At 73.2% G+C, this 18907-nt stretch carries 19 protein-coding genes; 8 read left to right on the top strand and 11 right to left on the bottom strand.

Annotated elements, in window-relative coordinates; translation table 11 throughout:
* Positions 1-16 precede the first annotated feature (16 nt).
* Entirely contained in the window at positions 17-2422 is a 2406-nt protein-coding gene (locus ACQP0T_RS22660) for a penicillin acylase family protein (RefSeq protein WP_433869878.1), read from the top strand.
* A gap of 184 nt (positions 2423-2606) precedes the next feature.
* Here ACQP0T_RS22660 and mce read toward each other — a convergent pair whose 3' ends face one another.
* On the bottom strand, positions 2607-3044 hold the full coding sequence (gene mce / locus ACQP0T_RS22655) for a methylmalonyl-CoA epimerase (RefSeq protein ID WP_345367691.1): 438 nt from the start codon (positions 3042-3044) through the stop codon (positions 2607-2609).
* Positions 3045-3197: 153 nt separating this feature from the next.
* Here mce and ACQP0T_RS22650 point away from each other — a divergent pair, with 153 nt between their 5' ends.
* From ACQP0T_RS22650 to ACQP0T_RS22640, 3 genes are all read left to right on the top strand, one after another.
* Positions 3198-4199, top strand: coding sequence for a hypothetical protein (locus tag ACQP0T_RS22650; protein ID WP_433869877.1), 1002 nt, complete (start codon positions 3198-3200; stop codon positions 4197-4199).
* A 169-nt stretch (positions 4200-4368) separates the two neighbouring features.
* The gene (locus ACQP0T_RS22645; protein ID WP_433873817.1) at positions 4369-5556 is read left to right on the top strand and encodes an acetyl-CoA C-acetyltransferase; all 1188 of its coding nucleotides are present in this window, start codon (positions 4369-4371) and stop codon (positions 5554-5556) included.
* A gap of 49 nt (positions 5557-5605) precedes the next feature.
* A complete protein-coding gene (locus tag ACQP0T_RS22640; protein ID WP_345367694.1) occupies positions 5606-6355 on the top strand; it encodes a hypothetical protein in 750 nt (249 codons plus the stop codon).
* Between the two features lie 273 nt (positions 6356-6628).
* Here ACQP0T_RS22640 and ACQP0T_RS22635 read toward each other — a convergent pair whose 3' ends face one another.
* Positions 6629-7945, bottom strand: a complete 1317-nt coding sequence (locus tag ACQP0T_RS22635) for a DNA polymerase IV (protein ID WP_433869876.1) — start codon at positions 7943-7945, stop codon at positions 6629-6631.
* Positions 7946-8023: 78 nt separating this feature from the next.
* On the opposite strand from ACQP0T_RS22635, the gene ACQP0T_RS22630 reads away from it, so the two are divergent.
* Entirely contained in the window at positions 8024-8209 is a 186-nt protein-coding gene (locus ACQP0T_RS22630; RefSeq protein WP_433869875.1) for a hypothetical protein, read from the top strand.
* A 200-nt stretch (positions 8210-8409) separates the two neighbouring features.
* Here the strand turns inward: ACQP0T_RS22630 and ACQP0T_RS22625 are convergent, their stop codons facing one another.
* The 5 genes from ACQP0T_RS22625 to ACQP0T_RS22605 are packed head-to-tail and all read right to left on the bottom strand — an operon-like array spanning position 8410 to position 13186.
* Positions 8410-9390: an ABC transporter substrate-binding protein gene (locus ACQP0T_RS22625; RefSeq protein WP_433869874.1), complete on the bottom strand. Its 981-nt coding sequence runs from the start codon at positions 9388-9390 to the stop codon at positions 8410-8412.
* Positions 9391-9417: 27 nt separating this feature from the next.
* Positions 9418-10401, bottom strand: coding sequence for an ABC transporter permease (locus ACQP0T_RS22620; protein WP_433869873.1), 984 nt, complete (start codon positions 10399-10401; stop codon positions 9418-9420).
* Positions 10401-11159, bottom strand: a complete 759-nt coding sequence (locus tag ACQP0T_RS22615; RefSeq protein ID WP_433869872.1) for an ATP-binding cassette domain-containing protein — start codon at positions 11157-11159, stop codon at positions 10401-10403. The genes ACQP0T_RS22620 and ACQP0T_RS22615 overlap by 1 nt, the downstream gene beginning before the upstream one ends.
* Positions 11160-11174: 15 nt before the next feature.
* On the bottom strand, positions 11175-12215 hold the full coding sequence (locus ACQP0T_RS22610) for a class I mannose-6-phosphate isomerase (protein WP_433869871.1): 1041 nt from the start codon (positions 12213-12215) through the stop codon (positions 11175-11177).
* Positions 12212-13186 (bottom strand): LacI family DNA-binding transcriptional regulator, encoded by a 975-nt coding sequence (locus ACQP0T_RS22605; RefSeq protein ID WP_433873816.1) that lies wholly within the window; start codon positions 13184-13186, stop codon positions 12212-12214. Before ACQP0T_RS22605 ends, ACQP0T_RS22610 begins: the two co-directional genes overlap by 4 nt.
* 237 nt (positions 13187-13423) lie before the next feature.
* Between ACQP0T_RS22605 and ACQP0T_RS22600 the strand changes: the two genes are divergently transcribed.
* Positions 13424-13771, top strand: a complete 348-nt coding sequence (locus tag ACQP0T_RS22600; protein WP_433869870.1) for a DUF3817 domain-containing protein — start codon at positions 13424-13426, stop codon at positions 13769-13771.
* A gap of 135 nt (positions 13772-13906) precedes the next feature.
* Here ACQP0T_RS22600 and ACQP0T_RS22595 read toward each other — a convergent pair whose 3' ends face one another.
* Positions 13907-14407: a MarR family winged helix-turn-helix transcriptional regulator gene (locus tag ACQP0T_RS22595; protein WP_345367702.1), complete on the bottom strand. Its 501-nt coding sequence runs from the start codon at positions 14405-14407 to the stop codon at positions 13907-13909.
* 114 nt (positions 14408-14521) lie between these two features.
* On the opposite strand from ACQP0T_RS22595, the gene ACQP0T_RS22590 reads away from it, so the two are divergent.
* Positions 14522-14830, top strand: coding sequence for an MTH1187 family thiamine-binding protein (locus ACQP0T_RS22590; RefSeq protein WP_433869869.1), 309 nt, complete (start codon positions 14522-14524; stop codon positions 14828-14830).
* 55 nt (positions 14831-14885) lie between these two features.
* Here ACQP0T_RS22590 and ACQP0T_RS22585 read toward each other — a convergent pair whose 3' ends face one another.
* Positions 14886-15143, bottom strand: a complete 258-nt coding sequence (locus ACQP0T_RS22585) for a hypothetical protein (RefSeq protein WP_433869868.1) — start codon at positions 15141-15143, stop codon at positions 14886-14888.
* Positions 15144-15481: 338 nt separating this feature from the next.
* Between ACQP0T_RS22585 and ACQP0T_RS22580 the strand changes: the two genes are divergently transcribed.
* Complete coding sequence (locus tag ACQP0T_RS22580; RefSeq protein WP_433869867.1) at positions 15482-16414, top strand: tetratricopeptide repeat protein; 933 nt, start codon at positions 15482-15484, stop codon at positions 16412-16414.
* A gap of 152 nt (positions 16415-16566) precedes the next feature.
* On the opposite strand, the gene ACQP0T_RS22575 is transcribed toward ACQP0T_RS22580, so the two are convergent.
* Positions 16567-17304, bottom strand: a complete 738-nt coding sequence (locus tag ACQP0T_RS22575; protein ID WP_433869866.1) for a tyrosine-protein phosphatase — start codon at positions 17302-17304, stop codon at positions 16567-16569.
* Positions 17305-17383: 79 nt separating this feature from the next.
* Positions 17384-18802 carry a neutral zinc metallopeptidase gene (locus tag ACQP0T_RS22570; protein WP_433869865.1) on the bottom strand — a complete coding sequence of 473 codons (1419 nt, stop codon included), beginning with the start codon at positions 18800-18802 and terminating at the stop codon, positions 17384-17386.
* Positions 18803-18907 lie beyond the last annotated feature (105 nt).

Below are 18907 nucleotides of genomic sequence, written 5' to 3'. Positions count from 1 at the left end.
GCGGGGAGGGGTTGTGGTGGGCCTTGGTGATGTGCGCTTGTCCCGGCGGCAGGGGATGGTCGCGACGGTCGCGGGAGCGGCGGGGGTCGCGGGAGCAGCGGGGGCGGGGTTGGTGAGCCCGTCCGGGCACGCCGCCGACCGCGAAGACGGGCGGTACCGGGTTCCGGGGCTGAGCGCACCGGTCGAACTGGTGGAGGACCGCTACGGCGTGCCGCACCTCTACGCCGCCACCGAGGACGACGTGTTCCTCGCCCAGGGGTTCAACGCCGCCCGCGAGCGGCTGTTCCAGATCGACCTGTGGCGGCGGCGCGGTCTCGGGCTGCTCTCCGAGGTGCTCGGCCCGGACTACGTCGAGCAGGACCGCGCCACCCGGCTGTTCCTGTACCGGGGCGACATGGCGGCGGAGTGGTCCCGCTACGCGCCGGACGCCGAGCGCATCGCGACCCGCTTCACCGCCGGGATCAACGCCTACCTCGACTGGTTGGAGGCGCACCCGGAGGCGCTGCCGGAGGAGTTCGGGCTGCTCGGTTACCGCCCGGCGCGCTGGGAAGCGGCCGACGTGGTGCGCATCCGCAGCCACGGGCTCACCCGCAACCTGGCCAGCGAGGTGCAGCGAGCGCGGGTGGCCTGCGGCGCCGACGTCGACACCGACCTGGTCCGGCAGGGGCTGCAACCCGCGCACCGGACGGTGGTGCCCGACGGGCTCGACCCGTGCGCACTGCCGGACGCGGTGCTCGACGTGTTCGCGCTGGCCGTCCAGGAAGTCGAGTTCACCGGCGGCGAGGTGCGGCCGAAGCCGCTGCCCGACATGCACACCGAGGGCAGCAACAACTGGGCGGTCAGCGGCGCGCGCACCGCCACCGGACGGCCGGTGCTCGCCAACGACCCGCACCGGTCCTACGCCGCGCCCTCGCTGCGCTACCTGGCGCACCTGTCCGCGCCGGGGCTCGACGTGATCGGCGCGGGCGAGCCGGCGCTGCCCGGCATCTCCATCGGGCACAACGGCACCATCGCGTTCGGGCTCACCATCTTCCCCGTCGACCAGGAGGACCTCTACGTCTACGAGCTCGACCCGGCTGACCACTCCCGGTACCGCTACCGCGACGGCTGGGAGCCGATGGTGGTGCTGCGCGAGCAGGTCCCCGTGCGCGACGGGGGCGCCGAGGTCGTCGAGCTGCCCTTCACCCGGCACGGTCCGGTGATCCACGTCGACGCCGAGCAGCACCGCGCCTACGCGGTGCGCACCGCCTGGCTGGAACCCGGGATGTCGCCGTATTTCGGCAGCATCGCCTACATGCGGGCCCGCAGCTTCGAGGAGTTCACCGCCGCGATGCGCAACTGGGGCGCGCCCACCGAGAACCAGGTGTACGCCGACACCGCGGGCAACATCGGGTGGGTCCCCGGCGGGCTGGCGCCCAACCGGGTCGGCTACGACGGGCTGCTGCCGGTGCCCGGCGACGGCCGCTACGAGTGGGACGGTTTCCGCTCCGGCGACGACCTGCCCCGGTCGCTGAACCCGCCCGAGGGGTTCGTCGCCACCGCGAACCAGTTCAACCTCCCGCCCAGCCACCAGGACCTCGGGCTCGGCTACGAGTGGACCAACCCGTTCCGCCACCAGCGGATCGTTGAGGTGCTGTCCCGCCAACCGAGGCACTCGGTGGCCGATTCGCAGCGGTTGCAGCTCGACCAGCTCTGCCTGCCCGCGCGCCGGATCATCCCGCTGCTGCCGGACCCGGACGGGCGGGATGCCGGGCTGGCGCGGGCGGTGCGGCTGCTGCGCGGCTGGGACTGCGTGGAGTCGGCGGACTCGGCGGCGGCGGCGCTGTTCGAGGTCTGGCTCGGCAAGCACCTCGGTCCGGACTTCGTGGTGGCGGCCGCGCCGACCGTGGCCCAGCACATCGGCTCCCCGGACACCCTGGTTCTGCTCGAGGAGCTGGAGCACCCCGGGCGGTGGCTGCGCGACCCCGCGGCCCGCGACGCGCTGCTGCTGGACAGCCTCGCCTCGGCGGTGGCCGAGGTGCGCGAGAAGCTCGGTCCGGGCCAAGGGCGGTGGGCGTGGGGTTCGCTGCTGCACACGCTGTTCGAGCACCCCGCCTCCGATGCGTTCGACGACGCGCAGGACCGCCGCTTCACCGTCGGACCGATGCCCCGCGGCGGCTCACCCGACACGGTCAACCAGTCCGGCTACCAGCTCACCGACTTCCGGCAGCTCAACGGCCCGTCGTTCCGGATGGTGCTCGACGTCGGCGGCTGGGACAGTTCCGTCGCGATCAACGCGCCCGGGCAGTCCGGGGATCCGGCCAGCCCGCACTACCGGGACCTGGCCGAGCCGTGGCGCGCCGGGGAGTACTTCCCGCTGGCCTACAGCAGGGCGGCGGTGGAGCGGATCGCCGAGCGCCGGTTCGTCCTGCTGCCCGGGTGACGGCTGCGGCTTGGTGGCAGCAGGGGAACTTTCCTGTCACGGGTGGGAGGAAAGTGGCCCTGCTGTCACCGGTCGTGGTCGGCGGAGCCGGAGCGCCGACGACCCGATCAGTCCGGCGCGCGAGCCGGGGAAGTAGCGGCCGAGCAGGTGCGCCGCGAGGGCGTCGCGGCGCACCGGGTCGAATTCAGGCCGGTTCCACGAGTTCGACGAGCACGCCACCGGCGTCCTTGGGGTGCACGAAGTTGATCGCGCTGCCCGCGGTGCCCCGGCGCGGTTCGTCGTAGAGCAGCCGCAGCCCCTGCGCCCGCAGGGCGTCCATCGCCGCCCGCACGTCGGTCACCCGGTAGGCGAGCTGCTGCAAGCCGGGCCCGTTGCGGTCCAGGAACTTGGCGATCGCCGAGTCCGCGCTGACCGGGGCGATCAACTGCACCTGGGCGCCGCCCGCCGCGGCACCGGGCGCCCGCAGCATCGCCTCCCGGACCCCTTGGTCCTCGTTGACCTCCGTGTGGGCGACCTCCAACCCGAAGGTGTCCCGGTGGAAGGCGATCGCCTCATCGAGGTCGGCGACGGCGATGCCGACGTGGTCGATCGCGGTGACGAGGCCGTTCAAACCTGCGCGCATGGGAGGAGCCTAACCCGCGCCCGCACCCCGTGACGATCGTCGAACGAGCCCGGGAAAGGCGGGAAAAGCCCGAAGATCCACTGGCCCGGACGGCGGAGCCGGGCAACCCTTGCCGCGATCAGGATGTCGCTGGACCACGCGGGAGGAGCAGTCATGGTCGGAGGTCGGGACTTCCGGAGGCGGCGGGCGGTGCTGGCGGGCGGCCTCGCGACCCTGCTGCTGGCGCCCGCGACGGCGTGGGCCGCGGGCGGGGACGGGGTGCGCTCCGGCGGGGGCGGCGACAACCCGACCGCCGAGCGGCTCACCCGCGAACGGGCGTGGGTGCAGGCGGGCCCGCTGCGGTTCGGCGCCGAGCCGCTCGCCGCCGTCGAATCCGCCGCCACCGCCGCCGCGGCCGACGCGACCTGTTCGATCAGCGCCACCACCGCCACGCACCTTTTGCTCGCCCCGACCTGGCCCGAGGTCGCCCCCTCCGGAGCGGCGCCCTCGCCCATGACGCTGTCCCGCTACGACGACCAGCCCGCCCTCGCCGACCCCGAGCAGCGCTCGCCCGGGTTGTTCTTCAACCCCGGTGTCGGCATGTGGCAGCTCGACTCGGCCGGGCTCGGCGCCGATGTCACCGCGGCCACCGCCATCGACGCGGGCAGCGCCGCGCGGGAGGTCGCACCGGGCATCGTCGCCGCCTACTGCACCGCCCTGTCGGCCGGGCGCGGAGCGGCCGAGGCCCGGGCCACCGCCTGGCGCCCCTGGCACGCCTGCGACGACGGCGCGTGCGAGGACGTCTTCGCCCGGCTCGGGTCCGAGGGCGTCACCACCGATCGGGCGACGTCCCGGCACGGCGGGGCGGAGCCGCGCCGCTGCACCTACCAGGGCACCGCCTACGACTGCCTCTACGTCGATCCGGCCGCCGCCGAGGGCGAGGACGCCTGGACCTTCCCGGGCTACGGCCCGGCCCCGGTGGCCGACCCCTTCTACGCGTTCCGCCACGCCGAGGGCGGCGTGGCGTACGAGGTGCGCTATTGGTTGAGCGCCGACTCCGGGGCCGGCACCGACGTCTCCGCGTCCCGCCGCCTCGGGGTCAACGCGCGCACCGCGCTGACCTGGGCCGCCGAGAGCGACCTGTGCGACACCACCGCGGGGCGCGGCCACTGCTGAGCGCTCGCCCCGCCGGGCGGTCGGTGGGTGAGCGGTCATCGCTTCCGGCCGGCCGCCGGGCCGTGCTGGGCGTCACAGAGGCCCGCCGGGTGTGCCGGGTATGGTCCCGGAGGCCCGCACGGGCCCAGAATGGTGAGTGGCAACGCAGCTCGACACCCGGGAGGAAGCAGTGGGTACATCGGTGATCGTGGCGGGAGCGCGGACCCCGATGGGCCGCTTGCTCGGCTCGCTCAAGGACTTCTCGGGTGCCCAGCTCGGCGGGTTCGCCATCCGGGCGGCGCTGGAACGCGCCGGGGTCGCTCCGGAGCAGGTGCAGTACACGATCATGGGCCAGGTGCTGACCGCCGGTGCGGGGCAGATCCCGGCCCGCCAGGCCGCCGTGGCGGCGGGCATCCCGATGGGCGTGCCGGCGCTGAGCATCAACAAGGTGTGCCTGTCCGGGCTCGACGCCATCGCGCTGGCCGACCAGCTCATCCGCGCCGGTGAGTTCGACGTGGTCGTCGCCGGTGGCCAGGAATCCATGACCCAGGCCCCGCACCTGCTCACCGGCTCCCGCGAGGGCTTCAAGTACGGCGACGCGCAGCTGCTCGACCACATGGCCCACGACGGCCTGTTCTGCGCCTTCGACCAGGTCGCGATGGGCTTGTCCACCGAGAAGCACAACGCGCGCTACGAGCTGACCCGCGAGGAGCAGGATGCCTTCGCCGCGCGGTCGCACCAGCGGGCCGCGGCCGCCGCCGAGCGCGGTGCGTTCGCCGACGAGATCACGCCGGTCGAGGTGCCCCGGCGCAAGGGCGATCCGGTCGTCGTCGACACCGACGAGGGGGTGCGCGCCGACACCACCGCCGAATCCCTCGGCAAGCTGCGGCCCGCCTTCGCCGCAGACGGGACCATCACCGCCGGTTCGGCCTCGCAGATCTCCGACGGTGCCGCCGCCGTCGTCGTGATGAGCAAGGCCAAGGCCGAGGAGCTCGGGCTCGACTGGCTCGCCGAGATCGGCGCCCACGGCGTCGTCGCCGGCCCAGACGCGAGCTTGCACGAGCAGCCGTCCAACGCGATCAAGACCGCTTGCGCCAAAGCGGGAATCGAGGCCGCCGCGCTCGATCTGGTCGAGATCAACGAAGCTTTCGCCGCCGTCGGCCTGGTCTCCGCCCGCGAGCTCGGCCTCGGCGAGGACGTCGTCAACGTCAACGGCGGTGCCATCGCGCTCGGCCACCCCATCGGCATGTCGGGTGCCCGGCTGGCCCTGCACCTCGCGCTGGAGCTCAAGCGGCGCGGCGGCGGAACCGGGGCCGCGGCGCTGTGCGGCGGTGGTGGGCAGGGCGATGCGCTGCTCATCGAGGTCCCGCGCGGCTGACCGGAGCCGAACGTGATCGGACCGTTCCGGTCTCGCTACCCTGGTAGACATGAAGTGGCTTCCAGGTGGCTGGCAACGAGCTGATCGTCCGGACCCGGAACGCACGACGGTGCGGCGCGGTGCGGTGGGTGACCAGGGCACCGCGCGCTACACCTCCGATCACGCCGCGCAACCGACGCGCGCCCCCGCCGGGCCGAGCCAGCCGGTGCCCACGGTGCTCAGCGCCGACGCCCAGGACGTCGACGTCAGCGCGAGCAGCTTCCGACTCATGCTCATCGGTGGCGGCCTCAGCGGTCTCGTCGCCGTCCTGTGCGCCGCGGTGATCGCAGCCGGTCGCGCGGGTGTCGGGGTGTGGATCGCGCAGCTCGTGTCCGGCATCCTGTTCATCGGGTTCCTGCTCAGCGCCCGCGGGATGCTCAACAGCCGGGGATTCCTGTTCGACCGCAACGGTTTCTACGCCCGCACCAAGGGTGAGGTGTTCGGCGTCGCCTGGGACGAGATCTCCGCCATCGGCATCGGCACCCTGCCCTGGATCCAGCACGGCCGCCCCGTGCACCCGGAACGCAGGCAGGCGCTGGAGTTCTACCCCGCCGACCCCGGATTCGCCGCCCGGCACCCGGAGTGGGAGCGCTGGCGGGTGCAGGAGCGGCCGTCGATGCCCGGGTTGCCCGGTGAGCGCTACCGATTCCACCTGCCGCCCTTCAGCCGCCTGTCGCGGAGCCTCGAAGGCGCCGTGCAGACCGTCGCGCCCCGCAAGTGGGTCGGGCAATACCGCCGGGAGTCGCCCGCGCCGGAGTGACCGGGTGGGAGGAAAGTGGCCCTGCTGTCACCGGTGACAGGAAGGTTCCCCTGCTGCCACGGGTGGGAGGAAAGTGGCCCTGCTGTCATCGGTGACAGGAAGGTTCCCCTGCTGCCACGGGTGGGAGGAAAGTGGCCCTGCTGCCATCGGTGACAGGAAGGTTCCCCTGCTGCCATGGGTGGGAGGAAGGTTCCCCTGCTGTCACGGGTGGGAGGAAAGTGGCCCTGCTGTCACCGGTGACAGGAAGGTTCCCCTGCTGTCACGGCCGCGCGGTCACCGGCCGAGACTGGCCAGCGGGTCGGCATCGGTGAGCAACGGGTCGTCGGCGGCGAAGGTGCGCGCCACGCCGCGCCCCGTCATCGCCGTCTCGAAGCGCACGGTGACCCGCCCGTGCCCGGCGCCCTGAACCCAGCCATGCCCGTGCTCGGGGTGCGCCACGTCGTCCCCGGCCCGCCAGGGGCGAGGCTGCGGGGCGTGGGATTCCGGCTCGCCGGCGGGCGGTGCGGCCGCCTCGCTGGTGCGTTCCGCCGGGTGTTGGAACAGCGGTTCCTGCTCCGAGGTGGCCAGTCCCGAGTAGGACACGCCGACGAGCCGGACAGGCGTCCCCGGCGGCACCGCGATCCCCACCAGGCGGCGGGCGGCGGCACCGAGCACGGCGCGGTCGCTGGTCGCCGAAGGCAGGGTTTCCGCCCGGCTGATCGTCGTGAAGTCGGAGTCGCGGACCTTGACCGTCACGGTCCGCGCCGCGCGCCCCGAGGAAGCCAGTCGGCGATGGGCGTTGGCGGCCATCCCGTCCACCTCGGCCGCGAGCCGGGCCGGATCGGTGACGTCCACGTCGAAGGTCGTCTCAGCGCTGACCTGCTTGGCCTCGGCTCGTTCGGCGACGGCGTGGTCGTCGAGCCCGTGCGCCAACCGGTGCAGTTCGGCGCCGTGGGCCTGCCCCAGCAACGCGGTGACGTCGTTGAGGTGCAGCGCGGCGAACTCCCCGATGGTGCTGACGCCGATGCGGTGCAGCTTGCCTTCGGTGACCGGACCGACGCCCCACATCGAGCGCACCGGCAACCCGGACAGCAGCGGGAGCTGCTCCTCGGGCGGGACCACCAGCATCCCGTCGGGTTTGGCGAGCCCGGAGGCGATCTTGGCCAATTGCTTGCCCGCCCCGGCGCCGATCGAAGCGTTCACCCCGACTTCGCGGTGGACCCGACCGCGCAACGCGGCGGCGAAGCGCTCGACCTCCTCGGTCTCGGCGCCGCCGAGGTCGGGAGGCTCCAGGAACGCCTCGTCGATCGAGACTTGCTCCACCACCGAGGAGGACCCCCGCACGATGGCCAGCACGTCGGCGCTCACCGCCTGGTACACGCGGAACCTGGGCGGCAGCACGATCGCGGGTGGGCAGCGACGCCTCGCCTCGGCCATCGGCATCGCCGAACGGGCGCCGTACTCGCGCGCCTCGTAGCTGGCCCCGGCGACGGTGCCGCGCGGTCCGAGGCCGCCGACGAGCACCGGTCGGCCCCGCGTCGTGGGACGGGTGAGCTGCTCCACGGACGCGAAGAACGCGTCCATGTCCATGTGCAGCACCCACCTCCGCATGCCCTCCATTCAACGGGATGGCCCCGACAGCACGTTCGCACCAGTCGCGACCGCCCACGATGGGGTTACGGTGGGGTCATGGCTTCCTACGGCGAGCTGGTTCCCGGGCGCAAGCTCCGGCACGACGGTGACCAGGGCGGTATCTCGCGGGGCCATGACCCGGGGGGACCGCTCGACCTCGACAGCGGTGTGGTGTTCCTCGCGCCGCCGAAGCGGGACCAGCCGGACGACGACGCCCCCGACGAGCCGCGCGACGACTCCTGAACGCTGACGTCCGCGCCCCGGCGCACCAACGCGGCTTCGCGCCGCTCTCCCGCACTGCCGCTGCGCTCTCGTGCGGCCTCGTGACGGGGCAGCAGGGGAACCTTTCTGTCACTCGTGGCAGCAGGGACGCCTTCCTGTCACCAGTGACAGCAGGGGAACTTTCCTCCCACCCGTGACAGGAAGGTTCCCCTGCTGCCACCTCAGCACCGGGCGCGGTAGAAGAACTCCGACTGCTCGTCCATGGTGTCGCGGGTGAGGGCGATCATCGGGGTCTTGGTCTCCCGCTCGACGGGTTCGCCCTTGATCGCGGCGATCGCGCGCCGCACGCCTTCGCGCCCGATCTTGGCCGGGTCCTGCGCGATGAGCGCCTGCACCCGGCCGTTGCGCAGGTCCTCCACCTGCTTGGGGCTCGCGTCGAAGCCGACGAGCGGCACGTCGCCAGAGCGGCCCGCGTTGGCCAGGGCGGTGGCGGCGCCTTCCCCGGTGTTGAGGTTGGAACCGAACACCCCGACGAGGTCCGGGTGGGCGCCGAGGGTCGCCGAGACGACCTGCGCGGCGGTGGCGGGTTCGTTGTCGGTGTACTGGCTGGGCAGCAGCGTCAGGTGCGGGTGGTGTTCGCGGATCTCGTCCTCGAACCCGGCGACGCGCGCGTCGGTGGTGGAGGTGCCCGCCTTGGTGTTGAGCGCGAGCACCGAGCCGGGTCGTCCGGCGGTGAGCTCGGCGAGGGTGCGCGCGGCGAGCCTGCCGCCGGCGTAGTTGTCGGAGGACAGCGAGCTGACGGCGATCGAGCGGTCCGCCAGCGCGGTGTCGACCTCGACGACCTGGATCCCGTTGTTCTTGGCCTGGCGCAGCGGCGCGGCGAGCGCCTGGTCGTCGGTGGGGGCGATGATGATCGCGCCGGGACGGGTGCTGATCGCGCTGCCGAGGATCTGGGACTGCTCGGCCTGCTCGAAACGTTCGGGCGCTTGCGCGTTGAGCTCGTAGCCCTGCGCGACGGCCTCCGCCTCGGCCGCGCATTCCATCGAGACGTAGAACGGTTCGCCGCGCATCCCGGTGATGAGCACGAGCCGCTCGTTGCCGGGGTCGGTCGCCGCGCCGCCGGTGTCGCCGATCTGCCCGCTGCCGCAGCCGGTCAGCAGCAGCGCGCCGGTGAGCAGCGCCGCGATCTGCTGGGTCCTCATCGCATCCTCCACACGTCGTCGTGCCGTCTACCGCCCTGCGCGGGCCCGCCGTCGCCGCTGGTCCCACCACACCGCCGCGATGAGCACCGCGCCGACCGCGATGGGCTGCCAGAACGGCTGCACCCCGACCATGACGAACCCGGTGTCGAGCACCGCGGGGATGAACACCCCGATGACGCTGCCGAGGACGCTGCCGATGCCGCCGAACAGGCTCGTGCCGCCGAGCACCACCGCGGCGATGGCGTTGAGGTTGTCGTTGCTGTGCCCGCTGATCGTGGTGGTGCCGAAGTAGGCCAACGACAGGAATCCGGCCAGCCCGGCGAGCAGCCCGCTCAGCGCGTAGACCTGCACCAGGTGGCGGGTGACCCGGATGCCCGCGCGCCGCGCCGCTTCGGCGTTGGACCCGATGGCGTAGGTGTGGCGGCCGAACCGGGTGGTGCGCAGCAGCCACGCCGCCAGCAGGGTCACGGCCGCCACCACCAGCACCAGGTTGGGGACCACGGCGAACGAGGTGCCGGTGCCGAAGGTCAGCCGCAGCGCGCTGGGCACGGTGCGCACGTCCACGCCGTTGGTGAGCAGTTGCGCGGCGCCGAGCGCCGCCCCGAACGAGCCGAGCGTGACGATCAGCGCGGGCACCCGCGCCACCGCCACGAGCAGCCCGTTGAGCACTCCCCACAGGGCGCCGCCGGCCAGCGCGACGAGGAGGCCGACACCGATCGCGCCCCAACCGAGGTCGGTCGCGTCGCCCCCGCCGAGGGCTTCCATCGTCTTGGCGGACACGACACCGGAGAACACCAGCACCGATCCCACCGACAGGTCGATGCCGGAGGTGATGATCACGAAGGTCATGCCCACCGCGAGCAGCAGCAGCGGCCCCGCCTGCACCAGCAGCGTCTGCGCGTTGTAGAGGGTCGGGAACGCGGCCGGTCGCAGCAGGCTGAACAGCGCGCACAGCCCGATCAGGACCAGTCCGGTCCACAGCGTGGGAGAGGCGGTCGGCCTGCGGCGCATCAGTCCTCCTGGGACAGGGCGCCGGTCATGGCGCCGACGAGTTCCTCCAGCGACGACTCGGCGGCCCGGAAGCGGGCCACCCGCCTGCCCAGCCGCAGCACCTCGACGCGGTCGGCGACCGACCGGACCTCGGGCATGTTGTGGCTGATCAGCACCACCGCGATGCCCGAATCCCGGACCCGCCGGATCACTTCGAGGACCCGTTCGCGCTGCACCACGCCGAGCGCGGCGGTGGGTTCGTCGAGGAACACCAGCCGGTCGGCCCAGGCCACCGACCGGGCCACCGCGACGCTCTGCCGCTGCCCGCCGGACAGCGACCCGGTCGGCACCGCGAGATCGGGCAGCTCGACGCCGAACGCGGCGAACCGCTCGGCGGCCTGGGCGCGCATCGCGGTGTGGTCGAGCATCCCGAGCCGGCCCAGCACCCCGCGGCGGCGCAGTTCCCGGCCGAGGAACAGGTTCGCCGCCGGGTCGAGGTCCGGGGCCACCGCGAGGTCCTGGTAGGCGGTTTCGATGCCGTGGGCGCGGGCGGCGGTGGGGGAGTCGAGGACGACCGGCCGCCCGTCGACCAGCACCTGCCCGGAGTCGGGACGCTCCACCCCGGACAGGCACTTGACCAACGTGGACTTGCCCGCCCCGTTGTCGCCGATGAGCGCGACGACCTCACCGGGGTGGGCGGTGAACGCCGCACCGCGCAGCGCCTCGACGCCGCCGTAGCGCTTCACCAGGTCGCGGGCTTCGAGCAGCGGTGCGGTCATCTCGCCTCCGTCGGGTCAGCCGATGCGGGGTGGTCTGCAGCGCACGGCGGTCAGGTCGCCTTCCACGGTGGCCGCGCCCGCGCCGTGCGGGACGACGAGCGTGCCGCCGGGGCGCAGCGGCACCGCGCCGTGCTCGGTGCGCAGCGTTCCGGTGCCGTCGAGCACCACCAGCACGCCGAACGACGGCTCCAGCTCGATCCCGCCGTTCCGCGATTCCGCGCGCAGCCGCTCGGCGTGGAAGAACTCGTCGGCCTGCTCGGACAGCAGCGGCACCCGGGCAGCCGGGTCGTCACCGGTGCGCTTGATCAGCGAGGTCAGCAGGTCGTCGCCGAAGCCGCGGTGGTTGAGCGTGCGCAGCGCGGTTTCCCGGTCGAGCCCGAGGAACGCCTGCTCCGCGTCGGCGAGGAAGCCGCTCCACTCCAGCGTGACGGAGAAGTCGGTCGGCTGCTGGAGCTCGACGAGGAACACCCCGGGGCCGATCGCGTGCGGGGTGCCCGCCGGGACGTGCACGGTGTCCCCGGCGCGCACCGGGATCTCGTTGAGCGAGCCCAGCAGCGCAGAGGAATCCTGGGTCGCCACCCACCGCTGCACCGCGGCCGGGTCGGCGTCCTGGCGGAAACCGCAGTACACCACGGGCTTCGCGCCAGAGGTGCCGATCACGATCCACGCCTCGGTCTTGCCGAACCGGGAGCCGAGGTGCTGCTGGGCGAAGCGGTCCGACGGGTGGCAGTGCACCGGCAGGCGCTGGCCCGCGTCGAGGAGCTTGACCAGCAGGGCGGTGCTGTCGCCGAACGCGGCGACGTGCTCCTCGCCCAGCCAGCCCCGCGGATCGGCCTGCACGGCATCGCGCAGCAGGCGCCCGTCGGGCAGCCGGGACAGCCCCGCTTCGGCCTGGCCGAACCGGGTCGTCGTGGACGCGACCCAGTCCTCCGGGCCGTAGTCCCGCTCGGGCGCGCCGCGCAGTGCGGCGATCGACGCGCCACCCCGGTAGAACTGCTGCGGCTGGTTCGCGGGCAGCTCGATCGGCGCGCCGGTCGCGGGGGTGTGGGCAGTCACGGGGAAACCTCTCCGGATCGTCGGGGCAGCAGCCGGGTGGGGATGACGAGGTGCCGCGCCGGTGCGGTGTCCCCGTCGAGCCGGCTGAACAGCAGCTCGGCGGCCGTGCGGCCGAGTTCGCGGGTGTCGTGGGTGATCACGGTGACCGGCGGGTCCACCAGATCGGCCAGTTCGAAGTCGTCGAAGCCGACGAGCGCGGGACGCCGCTGCGCGCCCGCGAGCACGCGCAGCAGGTGCACCGTGATCCGGTTGTTCCCGGTGATCACGGCGGTCGCCGGGCGCAGCGGGCCGGTGAGCGCGGCGCGGACCGACTCGGCGGTGTGCGGGCCCATCGCGGTCAGCGCCGGCTCGGCCGCGATCCCCGCCCGGTGCAGCCCGCTGCGGTAGCCCCGCAGCCGCTCGGCGGCGGTGTGGATCGCGGGATCGTCACCGAGGAAGCCGATCCGCCGGTGCCCTCGCCCGACCAGGTGGTGCACCGCCTGCTCGGTGCCACCCGCGTCGTCGAGCAGCACCGTGTCGGCGTCCAGGTCCCCGGCGGGGCGGTCGACGAACACCACCGGCGTGCCCGCGTCGATCTCCGGGCGCAGGTAGCCGTGCTCACGACCGGCCGGGACGACCAGCAGCCCGTCGACCCGGCGGGCGCAGAACTCCCGGACCAGCTCGCGTTCGCCCGCGGGGTCCTCGTCGGAAGAACCGGTGAGCACCCGTCGTCCGCGCGCCCGGGCGACCTCCTCCACCGCGCGGGTCAGCAGCGAGTAGAAGGGGTTGCCGACGTCCTCGACGACCAGCCCGACCATCCCGGTGCCGACACCGCGCCGCAGGTCGCGGGCGCCGAGGTTGCGGGAGAAGCCGAGCCGGGCGATCGCCTCGGCCACCCGCTCGGCCGTCGCGGGCTGCACCCCGGCCTCCGCGTTGACCACGCGGGAGACCGTCTTCACGCTCACCCCGGCGAGCCGCGCCACGTCGCTCATCGTGGCGCGCTTGCCGGACGGCCGGTGCGACAACGTTGTCATGGTGAGCGGCATTGCACCGCATCCCGTGGATCACTGTCAACGGCCCGCGGCGGAGGAGGGCGCCCACGGCGGACGGGGTGCCGCCGGACGGCGCAGCCCGGTGGCGTCCGGGGACGGCGTGCCCGGACCGGTCGCGGCGTGATGCCGGACACGCGCCACACTACGGGTAAGCAGTGCGAGGGGAGTGGGTGCGACGTGCCGCGGACGTACGGTGGCTGGTTCCGGCTGGTGGCGATCGCCGAGGCGATCTCGTGGGCCGGGCTGCTGATCGCGATGGTGCTCAAGTACGGCTTCGACATGCCGTTCGCCGTCACCGTGATGGGTTCGGTGCACGGTGCCCTGTTCACCGCCTACGTGCTCGTCTGCCTGATCGTCTTCAGCCCGCTGCGCTGGAGCTTCGGGGTGCTGGTGCTCGCCGGGGTCGCGTCGGTGCCACCGCTGGCGACGATCTGGTTCGAGCGCTGGGCCGCCAAGCGCGGTCTGCTCACCGTGGTCGAGTCCGACGAGCCGACGTTCTGGGGCAAGGTCCGCCAGATCAACTGAACGCCCGCCTTCGGCGTTGTCCTCGCAGGCGTGACAGGAAGGTTCCCCTGCTGTCACCGGTGGGAGGAAAGCGGCCCTGCTGCCACGGGTGACAGAAAAGCGGCCCTGCTGTCATCCCCGCGGCTCGCCGGTGGGTCAGAAATCGCCCGCGGCGTGGCGGACCTTGCCGAGCAGGTCGGTGAGCTGCTGGGTCTGCCGCTCGGTGATGCCGTTGAGCCCGAAATCGATGGCGGTGACCGAGTCCGTCGCCTTGTTCATGAGGTCGCGGCCGTCGTCGGTGATCTCGACCAGGGTGGTGCGCCGGTCGGTGGGGTGCGGCGTGCGGCGGACCAGGCCGTCCTGTTCCAGGCGGTCGACGATGTTGGTGACGCTGGTCGGGTGGAGCTGGAGGCGGTCGCCCATCACCCGCATCGGCAGCGAACCGCGCCGGGAGAAGGTCAGCAGCACCAGCGCTTCGTACCGGGCGAAGGTCAGGTTGTGCGGGCGCAGCGCGCTGTCGACGGCGGACTGGAGGATCTGCTGCACGCGCATGATGCTGGTGACGGCGGCCATCGTGGTGGCCGGACCCACCCGCTCGGTCCAGGTCTCGGCGGCGCGGGCGATGGGGTCGAAGGGAAGCGGACTGCGGGGGGTCATGGTGTCCGACGCTAGCAGCGGGTACCCATCCGATGGATGACTGCGGTCGTTCAGGATGTGATACGCGCCGCACCGGACTCGTGGGCCGGTGCGCGGACCAAGAGGAGGACACCAGTGCTGGTGGCGTTCAGCGTGGCACCGACCGGTGCCGGGGATGACGACAGCGTGAGCGAAGCGGTCGCGGCCGCGGTGAAGGTGGTGCGCGAGTCCGGGCTGCCGCACGAGACGACGGCGATGTTCACCACCGTCGAGGGCGAGTGGGACGAGGTGATGGACGTGGTCAAGCGGGCCACGGAGGCGGTTTCGGCCACGGCGCGCCGCACCAGCTTGGTGCTCAAGGCCGACATCCGTCCCGGCCACACCGGCCAGTTGGCCGAGAAGGTGCGCCGGGTCGAGGAGCACCTGGGCGACGAGCGGTCGTGAAGGTCGAGCAGGGGTGGCACCGGCCGGTGCCACCCCTGCTCGGGAGCGAGGTCGCTCAGTCGACCTTCGGGTGATCCACGATGGCCGAGTTGTTGCAGTCGCTGGCCTGCGGCGACGCGATCGGGATGATGACGCCGATCGCGGCGGCGATGTTGTTGTCGCAGAGGTTGATCGGGATGGCGTTGATGTTGTTGTCGTCCAGCAGGTTGATGCCGTCGTTGCCGGCGGTGTCGGCCAACGCGGTCCCGCCGAAGGTCATGGCGCCGAGGGCGGCAACGCCGGCGACGCCGGCGACACGGGCTGCACTACGCATTTCGTACCTCTCGTCGAACTACGGTCCGGGAGCTCGCACCGCTCGGTGGGCTCCTCGAGAGCCGGGCAGGGACGGCGAGTCCCTGACGAGCTCCGTCCCTACTTCGGCGGGCAGCCCCGCCGAGCCTGAGAGGTACTCGCCTATCGTCACCCTTCCAGGGTGCCGTCTTCATCATTTCGACTTGATCTTCACCGTTGTCGGTGTGTCGCGCTGCTCCTTTCCGGTGCGCGTCGATCCGGAACACCGCTCGGAACCAATCCCCGCCCAGCCGCCACCCGGTCCGCGCGACGTGTCAGGATGGGGGTGTGACGAGGCCGGATCCACGCCAGAACGCAGCAATGTCCGCCGCGATGGCGGGCGCGGTCGACCTGTCGGGTCTGAAGAACCGCGCGGAGGCCGCCGGCAAGGCGGCGCCCGGGGGAACCGCACCCGCCGACGGCTCCGCAGCGAGCGCGAGCCCCGCAGTCATCGACGTCACCGAGGCCGACTTCCAGTCCGAGGTCGTCGACCGGTCGATGCAGGTGCCGGTCGTGATCGACCTGTGGGCGACCTGGTGCGGCCCGTGCAAGCAGCTCTCCCCGGTGCTGGAGAAGCTCGCGGCCGAGGCCGGCGGCACCTGGGTGCTGGCCAAGATCGACGTCGACGCGAATCCGCGGATCGCCCAGCTCTTCCAGGTGCAGTCGGTGCCGATGGTGATCGCCGTGGCGGGCGGTCAGCCGGTGGACGCCTTCGCCGGGGTGCAGCCGGAGCCGCAGCTCCGGCAGTGGATCGATTCGCTGCTCGACGCGCTGCGGGACAAGCTGCCCGGCATCCGGGCCGCGGAGCAGGGCGGCGAGCAGGAGGCGCCCGCCGAGGAACCGGAGGACCCGCGCTTCACGGCCGCCGAGGACGCCTTGGAGCGCGGTGACTTCGCCGCCGCCGAGGCCGCCTACCAGGAGATCCTGGCCGCCGAGCCGGGCAACGAGCTGGCCAAGGCCGCGCTGGCCCAGGTCCGCTTCACCGCGCGCGCCGAGCAGGCCGACCCGGCCGCGGTGCAGCGCGCCGACGCGGCTCCCGACGACGTCGAAGCCCAGCTCGCCGCCTCCGACGCGGAGCTCGCCACCGGCGAGGTGGCGGCGGCGTTCGACCGCCTGGTGCGCACCGTCAAGCGCACCGCGGGCGAGGATCGCGACCGGGTGCGGCGGCACCTGATCGACATGTTCGAGCTGTTCCCGGAGGGCGACGACCGGGTGCTGGCCGCGCGCCGGGCCCTGGCCAGCGCCCTGTTCTGAGCGCGGTGCCGCGCCCGGCCGCCGCTGCGGCGCCGTCCGCGCGATGCGGTCCAGCTCGTCCACCGTTCCTCCGTGGTCGGCGGCACCCGTCCGGGCGCCGCCGACCATGATCGGCTCGGCGGTGCCGCGCCACCAAGGGGTGACCGGCGGATTCACCCGCCGGAGGACACCAGGTTCACCGGGTCCGGGTCGAGCAGTCGCGCGCGCAGCGCCGCGAGGTCGTCCGGGGTGAGGCCGCCCGCGCGCAGCAGCTCGGCCGCGTCGAACCCGGCCAGCGCGGCGCGCAGCGACGCCTCGACGCTGGTGCCCCGCCCAGCGAGGAACTCGTCGAGCGGTGCCGAGTCGTCCGGCATCCCGAACCGGGCGGTGACGGCGGCCCGCGTCCGCTCGGTCTCCCGGTAGTCGGCGACGATGTCCGCCGCGCCCACCCCGGCGAAGGCCAGCAGCACCAGCACGACCAGCCCGGTGCGGTCCCGGCCGCCTGCGCAGTGCACCAGCACGCCGCCCGGCCGGGCGCGCGCCAAGGCGCCGACCGCCTCGGCGATCGCCTCCGGGTGTTCCCGCAGGTAGGCGGGGTAGTACAGCGGGGTGCCGGACACCGGACCGCTCCAGCGCTGCTGGAAGGCGTCCCCGGCGCGCTCGTCGAGCGGGACCCGCACGGTGTCCAGCTCGGCGGGCCGGGGCGCCAGGTCGGGTTCGTCCTCGGGGGTCAGCGCGAGGACGGTGCGCACGCCGTGCGCCAGCAGCGCATCCCAGCCCGCCGCGGTGAGGTGGTCGAGGGCTTCGGAGCGGACCACGGCACCGCGCCGGGTCCGGCCGCCGCCGGTGGTGGGCAGGCCGCCGAGATCGCGTCCGTTGAGCAGGCCGTCCCAGTCGAGTCGTCGCGTCATGTCCGTTCGGACGTGCCGCGGCCCGGTGGGGTTGCCCGGTACGGGGGTTGCCCGGCACCGGCGGATCAGCGGTGGGAGGTCAGGCGCCGTACTTGGTGGTGCAGGGCGAGATGCCCTCCTGGAAGCCGATCCGGAACGCCTCGACGCGGGCGAAGCCGGTGGGCACCTGGTCGCCGGAGATGTCCGCGGCGATCAGGCTGTCCTCGCCGAGCAGCGCGGCCACGCCCTCGTCGACGTCGCCGGGGGCGACCCGCAGGGTGCCGACCGGGTTGCGCTGGCCGATCGGGTCCTCGATGAGCAGACCGCTCCAGGAGCCGACCAGGCACGCCGTGCGCAGGCCCGCCTGCTCGTCGTCCAGGGAGAGCCCGGCGGCGTGCTGCACCGACAGCGCGTAGCGGGAGGCGACCTGGGCGTAGGCGGCGAAGTCACCGTAGCCCGAGGACTCGGCGTTCTTCGTCGGCGGCTGGGCGATCCGCTGGAGCTCCGCCACGTCGAGCGACACGGTGTTGGTGTCCGGGCAGTAGGAGGCGGGCGACGTCGTGGGCACCCCACCGCACGAGGTGCGCTCGGTGACGATCTCCGGCGGTTCGGCGCCGGTGTCCCGGAACACCGCCCGCAGGCTCTCCTCGACGGCGGCGAGGGTGGCGGCGTCGACGGGCAGGTCGCTGTCCTGCCCGTCCTTCCAGAACTGGAACTGGGTGGTGCGCTGCTTGACGTCGGCGACGTCCATCGCGGCGCAGCGCTTCGGGCCCTCGCTGAAGCCGTACTGGAAGGCGGTGACCCGGTCGAACGCACTGCCGTGCGCGTTGGCCCCGGTGAAGCCGCTGTCGCCCGGGGCGTCCCGGATGTAGTTGAGCACGCCCATCACCTGGTTGAGCCCCGGGCCGGTGGAGACCTCGAAGTGCTCGCTGGAGCCCTCGGCGACGTGCCGGAAGAACGCGCCGGTGAAGCAGTCGGCCTGCTGCTCCAGCACGATCACCGGGTCGTTGCCGGTCGCGGTGCCCGCGCGGTGCTGCACCGCGTGCCCCATCTCGTGCGCGAGCACCGCCACCACGGCCATCGGCCCGAAGCTGTTGTCGAGCATCGGCAGCAGCTCGGCGCGGTCCCACGCGATGACGTCCTCGGACGGGCAGTAGAACGCGTTGGCCAGCCCCGCGGTGCTCTCGCCGCAGAGCCGGATGCCCGCGCCGCCGGAGTCGTAGGAGGCCAGCCGCTTCACCGGCTGGAACTCGGTGCCGAAGGCGTCGGGGAAGACCTCCGCCCAGTACGCCGAGACGTCGGCGACCGCGTTGCGGGCGAGCCGGTCCATCTCGCCGCCGTCGCTGCCCTCGACCGGGAGTTCGGCGTCCGGGACGCCGTCGCGCGGCCCGGACGGGCCGTCGGTGACGGGAAGCCCGGCCACGTCGGTGGTGGAGTAGCTGCCGAACGTGGTGGGGGTGCCGCTGATGGCCTGGGAGCACCCGCCGACGAGCGCGGCGCACGCGAACGCGGAGAGCACGGCGCTCGCGGTGCGGGCGCGCCTCCGCCGGGGTGTCGGAACCGGTGCCACTGAGGTGTCCCATCCTGGTCGGGGTGCTGCCGAGCGGCAAGCCTATCCGGTGAT

It is taken from the genome of Saccharopolyspora sp. CA-218241 (genome assembly GCF_050954615.1).
Classification (GTDB): Bacteria; Actinomycetota; Actinomycetes; order Mycobacteriales; family Pseudonocardiaceae; genus Saccharopolyspora; species Saccharopolyspora cebuensis.
The sequence above is the reverse complement of the archived record's forward strand: the minus strand, read 5'-3'. Positions and strand labels throughout refer to the sequence as shown.